Here is a 13,544-nt window from a genome sequence, read left to right as displayed (position 1 = left end):
CTGGCTTCAGGTATCGATAGTAGCCGAGCCTCAAGCCTTGAGGCCAAACACCTCGGTCAAATGCTGTTCATAGCGCGCCACATCGCCCTCGATATCCGGGCGTTTCATCACATCGACCGCCAGGAAGGTCGGCAAACCGGTCATGCCGAGGAATTCGTTGGCCTTGTGGAACGGGAAGTACACCGCGTCCACACCCTTGCCTTCGAAGAAATCGGTCGGGTCGTCAAAGGCTTGCTGCGGTGCGTTCCAGGTCAGCGACAACATGTATTGCTTGCCGTGTATCAACCCACCGCTGCCGTACTTTTGCGAGGCGTCGGAACGGGTGCGGCCGTCGCTGGCGTAGAGGCTGCCGTGGCCTTCGGTGAAGACTTCGTCGATGTACTTCTTCACGGTCCACGGCGCGCCCATCCACCAGCCGGGCATTTGATAAATGATCACGTCGGCCCAGAGGAATTTGGCGACTTCTTCAGCGACGTCGTAACCCTCGTCGATGAAGGTGGCTTTCACATCGACGCCGCCGCGATCCAGCACGCTCAGCGCGGCTTCATGCAGGGTGGTGTTGTAGCGGCCATCGGAGTGGGCGAACTTTTTGCCGCCATTGAGCAACAGGACTTTTTTCATGAGAAATCTCGGAAGGTTGGGAATTCGATGGCGGCAGAGTAACGAGCTGCCTCGCGCGGAATAAGCGCGGAATTCACAAAATACATTTGACCAATAAGCACGAATAGACGGGTGATTGTTGCCATAAACTTGCGCCGATTCTGAACTTGAGGAGATTTCTGATGAGTGAAATGCAAGGCTTCATCCTGCACGCCAAGACCCGCCCGGAAAAATCAGACGCCTTCGAAGCGTTTTTCAGCGGCCATGTGCAAGCGAGTCGCGCCGAGCCTGGCTGCATCGAGTACCACATGCTGCGCGACAAACAGGACCCGACCCTGTTCATCTTCTACGAGATCTGGCAGTCCCAGGCGCACCTCGACGTGCACTCGAACCTGCCGCACATGCGGCAGTTCCGCGACATGCGCATGGAATACCTGGAACGGGATTTTGATATCCGCGCCATCGAGATGCTCAGCCCGTCTTCCGCTATCCGCTGATCAGCAAATGGCCGCCGAGCAGGCCGAGGCCGATGAAGAACACGCGCTTGAACAGCACGGCGCTGATCCGCTGACGAAGCCATTGGCCCAGCAGCATGCCGAGTACAGCGGGGATCAGCGCCAGCAATGACGCGCTCAACTCGCCACCGCCGAGGGCGCCGCGCCATAACAGGCCGGCGGCCAGGGCGAGGGTCGAGACGGTGAACGACAGGCCCAGGGCCTGCACCAGTTCATCCTTGCTCAAACCCAGTGCTTGCAGATACGGCACTGCCGGAATCACGAAGACGCCGGTGGCCGAGGTGATGACGCCCGTCACCCCTCCGCACAGCGGACCAAGCCAGCGTTCGCTCTGACCACCCACGCGCAGGGTTGGCAGGAATAGACCGCTCAGTGCGTAGAGCATCAGCGCCCCGCCCAACGCCCGCACCACCCAATGACCACCGGCCATACCGATCCACACCGTGCCCGCCCCGGAGCCGATGAAAATCGCCAGCAGCATCGGCCACAAGCGTTTGATCAGCCCGAGCAAATGCCCGCCGAATGCCAATTGCCAGACGTTGGTGAGGGTTGCCGGGATGATCAGCAGCGCGGCAGCCTGTGATGGGGCCATAGCCAGACCGAGCAGCCCCATGGCGATGGTGGGCAAGCCGAGGCCGATCACGCCTTTGATCATGCCGGCCAGCAGGAATGTGGCGATCACCAGCAGGGAAAGGGTCAGGCCGAGGTTTTGATAAAACGCAGCGAGAGTATTCATGGGGCAATGGTGAGCCCGGACTGGCCGATTGAAAATCTGCCATATACTGAGGTTGCCTCTTGTTTTGGCAGAGGCTGAAGAATCTAACGATGCAACTGACGCCTTCGCGGGCAAGCCCGCTCCCACAGGTATTGGGCCGGCCAATAAATCGGCGAACGACAAAAATCCTGTGGGAGCGGGCTTGCCCGCGAAGGCGCCCGTCCAGACAACACACCTCCCGAGGCTGCACCGATGCACTTCGACCTGACCGACCTGCGCCTCTACCTGAACATCCTCGACACCGGCAACATCACCGCCGGGGCCGCCCGCAGTCATTTATCCCTGGCCGCAGCGAGCGCGCGTATCCGTTCGATGGAATCGTCAATCGGCATCGACTTCCTGGCCCGTGGTCGTCGCGGTGTCACTCCGACCCCGGCGGGCAAATCCTTGGCGAAACACGCCCGGGCCCTGCTGCAACAGGCCGAACGCCTGCAACAGGACCTGGCCGAATACGCCAACGGCGTCAAAGGTCAGGTGCGATTGCTGTGCAACACCACCGCGATCACCGAATACCTGCCCGAGTTGCTCGCCGACTTTCTGCGCGAGCATCCGAATCTCGATATCGATCTTCAAGAATTGCCCAGCGCCCGGATCACCCATGCGTTGCGCCAAGGGGCCGCGGACCTCGGCATCGTGTCCGACGCAGTGGATACCGATGACCTGCACACCCGGCCGTTTCGCGATGATCCGCTGGTGTTGATCCTGCCCCCGGAACATCCCCTGGCCGATCACCCGTCATTGACCTTCGCCGACACCTTGAGCCACGACTACGTGGCCCTTGGCGCCAGCAGTGCCTTGGCCATCCACCTGGAAGAGCAAGCCCTGCACATTGGCCAGCGCATGCCGATCCGCATTCGCGCCGACGGCTTCGACGGGGTCATCCGCATGGTCGCTCGCGGTGCGGGGCTGGCCATCGTACCGCGGGTGGCCATCGAGCGCTGGCCGCAGGGTCATGCGGTCACAACCCGTTCTCTTCCCGAAGAATGGGCCAACCGCACCCTGAAAATCTGTGCCCGTGACGTCGACAGCCTGCCCGGTTACGCCCGGGCCTTGCTCGAGGCACTGACGCCGGGAACGCCTTGACTCTACCGTTAGGGGCAGACTCTATGCTGCGAGCTTCATTTCAGGAGTACACGCGATGAGCAAACGAATGCTCGTGATTCTGGGTCACCCCTCCACCGACAGTTTCTGCGGGGCGCTGAGCGAAACTTACGTCCAGGCCGCCAAGGATGCCGGTCATGACGTGCGCCTGCTGCGTCTGGATGCGTTGGACTTCGACCCGGTCCTGCACGAGGGCTATCACAGGATCCAGCCGCTGGAGCCGGACCTGCTGCAAGCCCAGGCCGATATCATCTGGGCCGAACACCTTACGTTCGTTTATCCGATCTGGTGGGGTGGGATACCGGCCCTAATGAAGGGCTTTCTCGACCGCATTTTCCTGCCCGGCTTTGCCTTCAAATACCGTGAAGGCAAGGCCTTCCCCGACAAACTGCTCAAGGGCCGGACCGCGCATCTGCTGGTGACCATGGACACGCCGCCCTGGTACTACAAATGGGTCTATCGCATGCCCGGCCTGCACCAGATGCGCAAGACGACCCTTGAGTTCTGCGGCATCAAGCCGTTGAAGACCCTGACTTTCGGGCCGATCCTGGGCTCCAAGTCGAGCCAGCGCGATGCCTGGCTGGAACAGGCCCGGGTCACCGCCGGCAGCTGACACGCCCCTCGCTGTTTGCTGACGGCGCGCCCTCGCCGTCAGCCCGTCCCCACGCCCCCCTCTCAAGCGGTCGTTCGTCGGCTGTGCGCGTCATTTACACGCCGCTGCAACCTTTGAATGTTATTCACTATATTATTCGCTCCGATCAGGCATGAGGCCTGGTCGCGCTACGCCCTGTTTGATCATCGAGACGGATCTTTATGTATATCGGCAAAGCCGCCCAGCTGTCGGGCACCACAGTCAAAAGCATTCGCCATTACGAAGAAATCGGCCTGTTACCCGAGCCCAAGCGTGAAGGCAAATACCGCATCTACAGCCAGCAGAGTGTCGAGGTGTTGACGTTCATCAAGTGCGCCCAGCAACTGGGTTTCAAGCTCAAAGAGCTGCAGGTGATGTTGAACAACTACCACGGTGACGAATTCCCGTGGGACATGGCGCAAAAAGCGATCTCCGAAAAAAAGGCCGAGCTGGTCTCCCAGATCGGCGCTCTACAGCAATTGCACAACGGCCTCGAAGAATTCGAAAACAACCTCAACGATGCCCGAGAAGAATGTCAGTTCGAGCGTATCGCCCGCTACGGCGAAAAAAACCCGGGCAATACGCTGAACTGAAGACCCTGTTGCGCTGGATGACCCGGCTCGCAGGCCACCTGGGTGCCCGCAGTGCGGGTCGTCAGGTCAGCTCAAGACGGGCTTCCCTACGGCTCGATCTTTTTCCGGCAGCGGCGCCACTGGAACAATCGCCGCGAAGAACCACGGCGACACCAGCGTCACCAGCAGAATGGTCATGACACCACTGGAAAACAGCGCCATCGCCACCAGTGCGCCCAGATCGACAATCGGCTTGAAGTCGGAAAACAGCAGCGCCATGAATCCCACGGAGAAAATCACCACGTTGACCACGGTCGAACGGCCGACGCTGTGCATCGCCTGCAAAATGGCCGCATCGATATGAATACCTTGCTGCACCAACAGTTTGATCCGTGACAGCAGGTGCACCGCGTAGTCGACCACACCCACCACCAGGAACGTCACCAGTGTCGTGCCGATGTTCAGTTCGATGCCGAACAGGAACATGAATCCATAGACCGTCACCGAGGTGGTCAACAGGGTCAGCATGCCAAGAACACCCAACCGTACCGACTTGAGCCAATACATCATCATCAGCGTGACCACCAGCAACGCCAGGGAAAAACTCAGGACCTGGCCCTGGGTGATTTCCTGTAGCACGCCAGTCCAGATCAGCGGCGTGCCGGCGTGCGTCACTTCGAGGTTGGCCGGTTTGTTCACCAGCAACCAGGCATCGAGCCGATCCAGCATGCTCTGGTAGTCGCTGGCCACTGACGAGGTCATGGTGTACAGCGTCAGCGCCTTGGAATAGTCGGCATTGAGCACGTTGTTGAGGTCCGAGCCACCGCCGTTCTCGAACAGCATCACGTGCTGTTCGATCAGCGAGTTACCCGGCACCTCGAACCGCTCGACCTGTCCCTCGTCATTGACCGACGTCACCTTCTCCAGCGCCAGGGGCACGCGCAAGTAGTCGGGGTTCATGTCGTTGAGCACCAGGTTCATGCGCTTGACGTAAGTGGCCAGGGAATAGCCGTAACTGACGTGCGGTTGCTGCTTGATGAAGTGGTCGAGCTTGTCGATGAACTGCACCACCTCCGTGGTCAGCACGCCGCGCGGTTCTTTGCTGTCGATGGCGATCCAGCCCGGAGCGGTGCCCGCGACCCCGGCCTGGTTGATGAACTCGTCCGAAACGCGAATATGGCTCTCGGGCTTGAAGTAGGCGATACCCGAGTCTTCGATATCGACGCGAAAGGTGAACACCGTCATCAAGATCAGCAGCGGCAGTGTCACGATCAAGATCGGTTTGCGCCACTGGATCAACCGCGCGCAGAACGCCACCAGATAACGCGAAATGATCGACTCCTTGTGTACGGCAGCAAGGGTTTTCGGCGTCTGATCCTTGCCCCAGATCGAGATCCAGGCTGGAATCAGCAACAGCGAAATGATCAGCGCCGCCGTCAGGCCGATGGACATGAACACGCCGAAATTGCGGATGCTGACAATGTTGTTGGTGGTGGAAATCATGAAGGTGGCGATGGTGGTCACCGTCGTCAACACCACCGGCACCACCATCAGCCGTTGCGTCTCGCGATTGGCTTCGCGGTTACTTTTACCGGCGTTCTTCTGCTCGTAATATTCGGCCATCACATGGATCGCGTCCGAGCAGCAAATGGTGAACAGAAACACCGGCAGGACGCTGGTCAGCAAGTCGAACGGCACCCGCAACAAGGCCATCAGGCCCAGTGTCCAGATGGTGCAGAACAGGATGTTGAACAGCGGCAACAGCACGCCCAGCGGTTTGCGGAAGAAGAAAATCAACAGCAGGGTGATCAGCAAAAAGACAATCGGAAACAGCACCGCCAGGTCATGGTCGATGATCTCCTGCTGGGCCGCGATAAAGATCGGCATACCGGCAATGGAGATATCGTCCTTGAACCCGGGGTGCGCCGCCTGATAGTCCGCGACGATGCCGCGAACAATCTGGTAGGCGCGCAACTGCGCCTGGGCATCGTCTTGCTTGGTGCCCAGCTCGGCCACCAGCATCGCGACTTTCTTGTCCTTGGACACCACCCCGTCGACCATCAGCTCGTTGCCCATGATCTGCGACTCGACGAGCGCCGGGTCCATGTCGTAGGCGTTGAGGGTCTTGTGGATCAGCAACTCGCCATCGTGGGTCAGTACGATGTTTTCCAGGTCGCCCATGGACGCCATTTCGCGGATCGGGTTGATTCGCTCGGCGAGAAAAGTCAGGAAGAGCTGATCATGGGCATCCCAGTTCTGGCTCTGGGCGTAATCACGCAGAGCCTTGGCCTGGGCGTAATCGTTCTGGGAAAAACCGTTTTCCAGAATGTCGCGTGTCAACAGTTGCGCACGACTGTCGTCTGGATGCTTCGCAACGATTTGCGTCAACTGTTCCTTGTCGGCGTCGTTGGCCAGAATCATCTTGCGCACCGATTGCGACATCGAAAACAGTGCGTTGAGGGTCTGCTTGTTGAACACCGACTGCGGGTTGTTGATGGCCACCATCACCGAGTCGAACGTACCGGTGAACTCGCTTTGCAAGTCGATGATGGTCTTGCGCGCAGGATGGGTTTCCTTGAGCAGATAAGGGTTGGTGTCGGAGATCAGCGAGCCCAGCGTATAGGTGAAATACGCCGTGACCACCACCAGCAGGAAAACGATCGCCCGCGCATAGCGCTCGACGAAGTTCAGGTATCTTTCCATGAGCATGCGTTCCAGGGTCGTCGGGGTCGGCGCTTAGCGGGCAGACACGGCAAAGTCCGGCACGTCGCCGGTTTTCAGCCCGCGCTTGATGGCGGTCTGGGTGAACAAACGGTCTTCCAGTTGCACGTTGTATTGCAGGTGGTTGAAGCGCATCTCTGAACGCGTGCCGTCGATGAAGTGTTCGGTCTCGCTCAGCACGATGCTGTCGATCGCGTCGATGGTGTCGACCTTTTGCGTGCGCATCTGCTTGACCAGCACGCCTTTGACGTCGAAGAAGTCCTGACGCATGACCAGGAAATTCTGCTTGTCGATCCACACTTTCAGTTTGTTGTAGCCGGTCTTGGCCAGCACCTCGGGCGACGCCGGCTCACGCTCGATCACGTAGCAGTCGCGGCCCTTGACCTGCTCTTCGCCGACCAGCGTCTGGGTGTAATCCTTGACCCGGATCTTGTCGAGGTCGGCGTAGGAGTACTCGCTGCCCATGAACGAGCCGCGTTTGTCGGTGGTGGAGATCCGCCGCGTCTGGCGGCTGACCGGCAAGTACATCCACTGGCTGTCTTCCTGGCCCAGGGTTTCGTGGGGGTTTTCGATATGAAAGGCCACGTCGCGCACGTCGGTGGGGGCGGAGAAATACATGCTGAATTTGTCGCTGTCCGGGTAATCCTTTTGCAAGTAGGTGAACTCGCGAACCCGGGTATTGCCCTTCTTGTCGTGGAGGATCAGCGACACCTGGGACATGAAGCTTTTGCCGTCGTTGCGATCCCGCACCTGGCGGATGATTTCATCGGCATTCTGGCCGTCGGCGGCGGTGGCGCAAGCGCCGCTCAGGATCAGTGCGGCAGCGGTGAGACTTTTGAATAGCGGCAACATGGGAACTTCCCTTTTCGTCAGATGAATATGGTCGAGCCCATGCGCCAGGGGCACGCAGGCGTCATGGGGTTAAAACAGGTAACCGGCGGACAGCCGCACTTGGTCGCGGTTGTCGTACTCGCCGAAGGGTTTGTCGGGTTTGCCGAAGAACACATCCACTTCCAGCCCGAGCTTGATCCAGTCCACTGGTTTGTAAGTGAAGATGCCTTGCAACAGTGCGTCGTCTTTGAACGGTGGCGAGGCGGCGACCACCAGCCGGCTCTTGAGGCGGTCCTGCCAATGAGTGCCTTCGGCCGACAGGGTGAACAGGTGCTCGCGCTTGTCTTGCAGCATGCCGTCCTGCCAGTCGAGCAATTGCTGTTGCTGCCATTGCAGGGAAATCAGCCAGTCGCGCAGCAGGTAATCGACGCCCAGCAACGACTTGACCATCGGCGTACTGTCGGCGCCGTAGGCACGGGTCGGATTGGTCACCCGCCAGTTGTCGAACCAGGCAATTTCGCTGCGCACCACAATGCTGTGACCGGCGTCGATCGCCAGCCCCGCGCCGCCCATGGTGTAACGGGGGAACTGGCGCTCCAGCCGAGTGCGACCGTCATCGGCCAGGCCTTCGACGGCGTACACCGGGTCCTGTTGACGGGCGTTCAGTGCGACGAAACTGGTGTCCACCGAACCGATCCGGCCGTTGGCGCTCAAGCCATACGAAAAGCCCTTGTCACCGTCGTAGCCGGGCTTGGAATCCAGCAGAAAGTATTGCGGATCCGGTACGGCAAACAGCGGCGCATCGAACTCGCTGCCCGCCACCGGCGGCTGGTTTTTCACAAAGTCGGTGATCCACAGCGCCTCCAGTTCCCACTCGCCCACCGGTTGCGCAAACCGCACCATGGGCACCGCGATCCGGCTGTCTTCCAGTAGCGGAGTCAGGCCATCGCGATAGTCCACCGGGTTGATCTGATCGAGCACCCGCAACTCATCGGCACGGCCCCAGACCACTTGCTGCCAGCCGACAGTCACCTCGCCGTCGCCCACCGACTGGCCCCAGTACAGATGCCGCCAGTCAGCGTCGAAGCGGTATTTGTCCCGCGCCCGTTCGCTGTACGGATTGTTGCCGTCGTAGCGGGCGTCGTAACGCACCCGGCCCTTGGCCTTGTAGTAACCACCGTCCCAGTTGTCTTCCAGGTTGGCCTTGAAATACACGGCTTTCTGGGTGACCTGGTCGTCACCGTGCAAGCGCAACGCGGTGGCCACGCCGACTTCGGCGTCGGCGTAATCCGGCTTGAAGTCCTCGACCGTCAATTCAGCCAACGCCGGTTGCGCGGCCATGCACGCCAAAACCGCCCACGCAGTGCGGCTGATGTGTAATCCCTGCATGGCTACATTCCCAACCCGACACCGCCGTCGATCACCAGACTCTGGGCGGTTACCCCGCCCGCTTCGGGGCTGGCCAGGTAACGCACCATCGCCGCGACTTCTTCGCTTTGAATGAAGCGGCGCATCGGCAATTTCTTCTTGGCGTTGCGCAGGATCTGTTCCTGGGTCAGCCCGGCAATCGCCGCTTGCGCCGCCAGTTCACCTTGAAGCATGGGCGTATCGATCCATGCGGGGAGAATCGCGTTGACGGTGATCAGCCGTGGCGCCAAGTCCATCGCCAGGGCTTTGGTCATGCCAACGATGCCGTGCTTGGAAGCGCAGTACGCGGTGTTGCGGACCTTGCCGGCGCGGCCGAGGATCGACGACATGTTGATGATCCTCCCGCGATCCGGCATCAACGGCAGGCACAACGAAGTGACGTAGAACGTACCGTTGAGGTTGACCGAAATCACCTTGTGCCAGTTGTGCAAATCTTCCGGTTCATTCTCGTTGCAGATGCCGGCGCTGTTGACCAGCACGTCAACGTAATCCACGTGCTTGGCGAGCATTTTGAAGAACGCTTCCATGCCCGGCAGGTCGGCAATGTTGGCCGCGTGGGTTTCGACCCGGGCCTTGATCTGCCCGTGTTGCTCGTCGACCCAGCGTTGCAGTTCCGGCAAATCCAGGTCCAGCAGGATCAAGCGGTGACTGGCGTCGGCGGCAAAATTCTCCGCGACCGCCCGGCCGATGCCCTTGGCGGCACCGGTAATCAGAATGGTCTGGCTCATGGCATTTTCAACCCGCCGTTGACCGGCAAGACCTCACCCGTCAGGTACAAACCGCGATCAGCGATGTACAGCACCGCCTCGGCAATCTCGTGGGGTTCGGCGTAACGCTTGATCAGCAACCGCGACTGGATTTCCTGTTCCTGACTGCCAATCAGTGCCGTGCTCATTTCGGTGTTGACGATGCCGGGGGCCACCGCATTCACCCGAATGTTGCGCGGCGCCAATTCCACCGCCAGGGCACGGGTCAGCGCTTCGACGCCGCCCTTGGCCGCGGCATAGTTGCTTTGCCCCTTGCCGGGTTTCTGCGCCGCCACCGAGCTGATGTTGACGATGCAACCGCTGCGCTGGCGCATCATGCCCGGCACCACTTGCTGACAGCAGAGCAAGGTGCCGATCAGGTTGGTCTGGATCACCTCGATGATGTCGCGGCTCGGCATCGTCGCCAGCAACCCGTCACGGGTGATACCAGCGTTGTTGACCAGCAGATCGACGCGCTGGAAATGCTGGTCGACCCGTTCGAAAAAGCCCTTGATGCTGTCACCGCTGCTGACATCGCATTGCAGCGCCAGACAGTCGAGGCCCAATGCCTGGACCTCGTCACGTAACGACATGGCGGCCACTTCGTCGCGCACATAACTGAACGCGATCTGATAGCCCGCGCCGGCCAGGGCCAGGACAATTGCCCGGCCGATGCCACGACTGCCACCGGTCACCACTGCTACTTTATTCGGCATGACCGTTCCTTAGAGTGAGTTGTCAGTCTTGAATTGCGCGAGGCTGAAGCCGTGGGTCGCGGCCAGGGCACGAATCTGCTGCACCTGCTCGCGGCTGATATCGCCGTAGGAGTAGTGCTGTTTCATCCCGGACAAGCCCATCAACACCGACTCCGCCATACAGGCGTACAGCTGACCTTCCTTGAGGTAGGCGCGCACGTTGCGGATCAGGCCATCGCCCAGCGGGGTCTGGACAATTCCGCCGTGCATGTAGAGCACGTCGGGCCGTTGGCTGGAGAGGTTCTGATCGACGTTCAGCGGCACCGCGATGTCGCAGATCACGCTGTTTTCGGCGAAGTGTCCGGCACCGAGAAACGGTTGAGGAGCGTTCGCCGCACAGAGCACGATGCGCGCCTGTTTCAGCACATCGAGGTCATTGCTGACGGTGATGAATGCATTCGCGCCCAAGCGCTCTTCGACCAGGCGCTGCACGCGCAAACCGAGGTCTGCGCCAGCACCATGGACCTGTAACAACGCGTCGATGCCGTCGAGTTTCTGCAAGCGGCTGGCGAGGCGGTCATGCTCGGCGACACCCTTGAGAATCGCGCGGGCGGCCTCGGCGTAAATCAGCTGGGCGGTCTTCTCCAAGCGCCGCAGTGAGCCGTCGCGACCGCTACCGATCAGGATCAGGTGCTCGACACTGGTGGACAGCAACGAGGCGTAAGTCGAAGCAATGTTGCCGGCCGCGCCGACCACCGCCGCCGTCTGTTCGCCCAGTTCCAGGCCTTGCTGTTTGCAGCCCTGCTCGATCGCTTCCAGGCCCATGCCGATGGTCAGCGCGTTGCCGGAAGTCAGCGCCATGTCGGGGATTTTCAGCGCCTGACAGTTGTTGGTGACAATCGAGGTGTACATCCCCAGGCCGGCCACGCTGTAGCCATCGGCCCGGGCATCACGGATGCGATTGCCGACTTCGTCGCGGATGGTGTCCAGGTCACCACTGGCGATGTACGCGGCCATGGCATCGGAGTCCATGCATAACGGGTACAAGGTGAACTCCACGGCGGTGCCGAGTTTCGAGCGAATCAGCACCGGGCCGATGGGGGCAGCACGCCGCTCGGGAGCCATGCGCTTGATGAACTCGCGCTTCTGATCGGCGCTGAGGGTGGACAGCGACGGGTCGACATCACTGAGCATGTCCGAATCGATCAGGTGATTGATGAACGCCACGCGCGCCACCACGCGGACACTGCCGTCAGTCTTGGGGAGGTCTTCAGGCTCCTTGAAGCTGACCTCACGGGCCGGTACTTCGCGGATGCTGTCGGCGCACACCCCGGCCGCCAGCGGGAAGGCATCGCGGCGACGCAGCATGTCGCAGACCTTTTGCAACGAGCCGATCAAGCCGTCGATTTCCTCGAAGGTGATGCACACCGGTGGCTCCAGGCGAATCACGTTGGCGTTGCTGCCCGACGGCGCGACCCGCAGCGATTCGAATTGCAGCAGGTAGCCGGCGATGATGTAACCCAGCGCATCGTTGTACTGTGCCGATGCCTGGACCAGCGAACTGGTGCCGGTCAGGTCGCGCAGTTCGAACCCCAGCAACAAGCCGCGACCACGCACATCGGCAATCACGTCCGGGTACGCGGCTTTGAGCTCGAGCAACGACGACTTGAGGTATTCGCCTTTTTTATTCACGTCCTTGAGCATCGCGCTATCGTTCGCAAACAAGCGGCGCAACGCCGACAGGGCTATATGGCACGAGGCATCGTCTTCGGCGAAGGTCGAACTGTGGATGTAGCTGAAATCGGTTTCGTAGTGACTGGCGCGGATGATGGTCGCGGCAATTTTCATCAGGCCACCACCCAGCGCTTTGGACAGGCAGTAGTAATCGCCCTGCAAGTTGAAATGACTGGCGCCGAGCAACGTGCCGGTGCGGCCGAAACCCGATTGCACTTCGTCGATGATCAGCGGGCATTGCTGCTCGTTGCACAAGCGACGTAGGCCCAGGTAGAACTCGCTGGTGAACTCGTTGATGCCACCTTCGCCCTGGATCGGCTCCAGCAACACCGCCGTGATCGCACTGAAGGCTTCACGGCGTACCTGCAAGGTCTCGCCGTTCCACTCCAGATTCAGCCAATGTCGCGTGTGACGGGCCGGCAAGTCCTGGAGTTGCTGGGGTTGTTGGGGATCGATGAATTCGACGTTGAGACCAAAACGGGCGAATGGCTGGCGGTACTGTTTGCCGTAGGTCAGCTGGACGGTGTTCACCAGTTTGCCGTGGAAGCTGCCGCGCAGCGCGACGAATACAGGCTCGACATGCAACTGCGCAAGGTTGTGTTGACGCACCGCTTCCACCACTTGGCGCACGGTCACGTAAGACAGGGTTTCCGGCAACAACCCGGCGGGCAGGTCAAGGTCGTCGACGTCCAGTTCGACATAGGCCTTTTCGCTTGCGGTCAGGTTGGCGAGGGCAAAATCCCGCTCGTCGAACTGCTTCTGCAAGGTTTTCTGGCGGCGATATTCGGCGTGCTTGACGGCGATTTCCACCGACTCGGCGCCACTGTTTGAGAAGGTCGAAATGTAGCGCTCGCTGTTGTTCAGCTCACGGTTGAACGCTTCGCTGAGTTCGCGCCCCAACAGACCGGCTGTACTGCGCACGGACATCTGCGCATTGAACGGCACATCGGCGCGCAACAGACCGCAGAGTTGATCGACGAACTGCGGGTCATTGTGGCCAAACAACGCAGCGCCGTAACCGCCGAGAAAGTCGGTGACGGTCACCTCGACACCCTGTTTGTCGCGGTAAAACAGCTTGCTGCCCAATGCTCGGTGGAACTGGCATTCCAGGCCCAGGGCCTGCATCAGTTCAACAAATTTTGGTCGAACGTAATCGCGGTAATCCATGACAGTCATATCCCTTGATCAGAAAAGT

12 protein-coding genes are annotated in these 13,544 nt (G+C 60.2%); 4 read left to right on the top strand and 8 right to left on the bottom strand.

Annotation, left to right across the window (positions count from 1 at the left end; genetic code table 11):
* Positions 1-30 precede the first annotated feature (30 nt).
* Entirely contained in the window at positions 31-621 is a 591-nt protein-coding gene (gene mdaB / locus ACA075_RS03525) for an NADPH:quinone oxidoreductase MdaB (protein WP_497297308.1), read from the bottom strand.
* 161 nt (positions 622-782) lie between these two features.
* On the opposite strand from mdaB, the gene ACA075_RS03520 reads away from it, so the two are divergent.
* Positions 783-1,097 carry a putative quinol monooxygenase gene (locus tag ACA075_RS03520; RefSeq protein WP_497297307.1) on the top strand — a complete coding sequence of 105 codons (315 nt, stop codon included), beginning with the start codon at positions 783-785 and terminating at the stop codon, positions 1,095-1,097.
* Here the strand turns inward: ACA075_RS03520 and ACA075_RS03515 are convergent.
* A complete protein-coding gene (locus tag ACA075_RS03515; RefSeq protein WP_497297306.1) occupies positions 1,087-1,851 on the bottom strand; it encodes a sulfite exporter TauE/SafE family protein in 765 nt (254 codons plus the stop codon). The genes ACA075_RS03520 and ACA075_RS03515 overlap by 11 nt on opposite strands.
* A 231-nt stretch (positions 1,852-2,082) precedes the next feature.
* On the opposite strand from ACA075_RS03515, the gene ACA075_RS03510 reads away from it, so the two are divergent.
* The 3 genes from ACA075_RS03510 (at position 2,083) to ACA075_RS03500 (ending at position 4,215) form a co-directional block, all read left to right on the top strand.
* A complete protein-coding gene (locus tag ACA075_RS03510) occupies positions 2,083-2,973 on the top strand; it encodes a LysR substrate-binding domain-containing protein (protein ID WP_497297305.1) in 891 nt (296 codons plus the stop codon).
* A 55-nt stretch (positions 2,974-3,028) separates the two neighbouring features.
* Positions 3,029-3,604, top strand: a complete 576-nt coding sequence (locus ACA075_RS03505) for an NAD(P)H-dependent oxidoreductase (RefSeq protein ID WP_497297304.1) — start codon at positions 3,029-3,031, stop codon at positions 3,602-3,604.
* Between the two features lie 200 nt (positions 3,605-3,804).
* Positions 3,805-4,215, top strand: coding sequence for a MerR family transcriptional regulator (locus tag ACA075_RS03500; RefSeq protein ID WP_497297303.1), 411 nt, complete (start codon positions 3,805-3,807; stop codon positions 4,213-4,215).
* A 66-nt stretch (positions 4,216-4,281) separates the two neighbouring features.
* Here the strand turns inward: ACA075_RS03500 and ACA075_RS03495 are convergent, their stop codons facing one another.
* The 6 genes from ACA075_RS03495 to ACA075_RS03470 form a co-directional block, all read right to left on the bottom strand.
* Positions 4,282-6,897 carry an efflux RND transporter permease subunit gene (locus ACA075_RS03495; RefSeq protein WP_497297302.1) on the bottom strand — a complete coding sequence of 872 codons (2,616 nt, stop codon included), beginning with the start codon at positions 6,895-6,897 and terminating at the stop codon, positions 4,282-4,284.
* A 33-nt stretch (positions 6,898-6,930) separates the two neighbouring features.
* The gene (locus ACA075_RS03490) at positions 6,931-7,767 is read right to left on the bottom strand and encodes an outer membrane lipoprotein-sorting protein (RefSeq protein ID WP_497297301.1); all 837 of its coding nucleotides are present in this window, start codon (positions 7,765-7,767) and stop codon (positions 6,931-6,933) included.
* A gap of 69 nt (positions 7,768-7,836) precedes the next feature.
* Positions 7,837-9,135 carry a DUF1302 domain-containing protein gene (locus ACA075_RS03485; protein WP_497297299.1) on the bottom strand — a complete coding sequence of 433 codons (1,299 nt, stop codon included), beginning with the start codon at positions 9,133-9,135 and terminating at the stop codon, positions 7,837-7,839.
* A 2-nt stretch (positions 9,136-9,137) separates the two neighbouring features.
* On the bottom strand, positions 9,138-9,902 hold the full coding sequence (locus tag ACA075_RS03480) for an SDR family NAD(P)-dependent oxidoreductase (RefSeq protein WP_497297297.1): 765 nt from the start codon (positions 9,900-9,902) through the stop codon (positions 9,138-9,140).
* Complete coding sequence (locus ACA075_RS03475; RefSeq protein WP_497297295.1) at positions 9,899-10,636, bottom strand: 3-oxoacyl-ACP reductase family protein; 738 nt, start codon at positions 10,634-10,636, stop codon at positions 9,899-9,901. Before ACA075_RS03475 ends, ACA075_RS03480 begins: the two co-directional genes overlap by 4 nt.
* Positions 10,637-10,645: 9 nt before the next feature.
* The gene (locus ACA075_RS03470) at positions 10,646-13,516 is read right to left on the bottom strand and encodes an aminotransferase class III-fold pyridoxal phosphate-dependent enzyme (protein WP_497297294.1); all 2,871 of its coding nucleotides are present in this window, start codon (positions 13,514-13,516) and stop codon (positions 10,646-10,648) included.
* Positions 13,517-13,544: the final 28 nt, after the last annotated feature.

Source organism: Pseudomonas sp. LBUM1663 (assembly GCF_059695905.1).
This window is presented reverse-complemented; position numbering and strand designations above follow the sequence as displayed.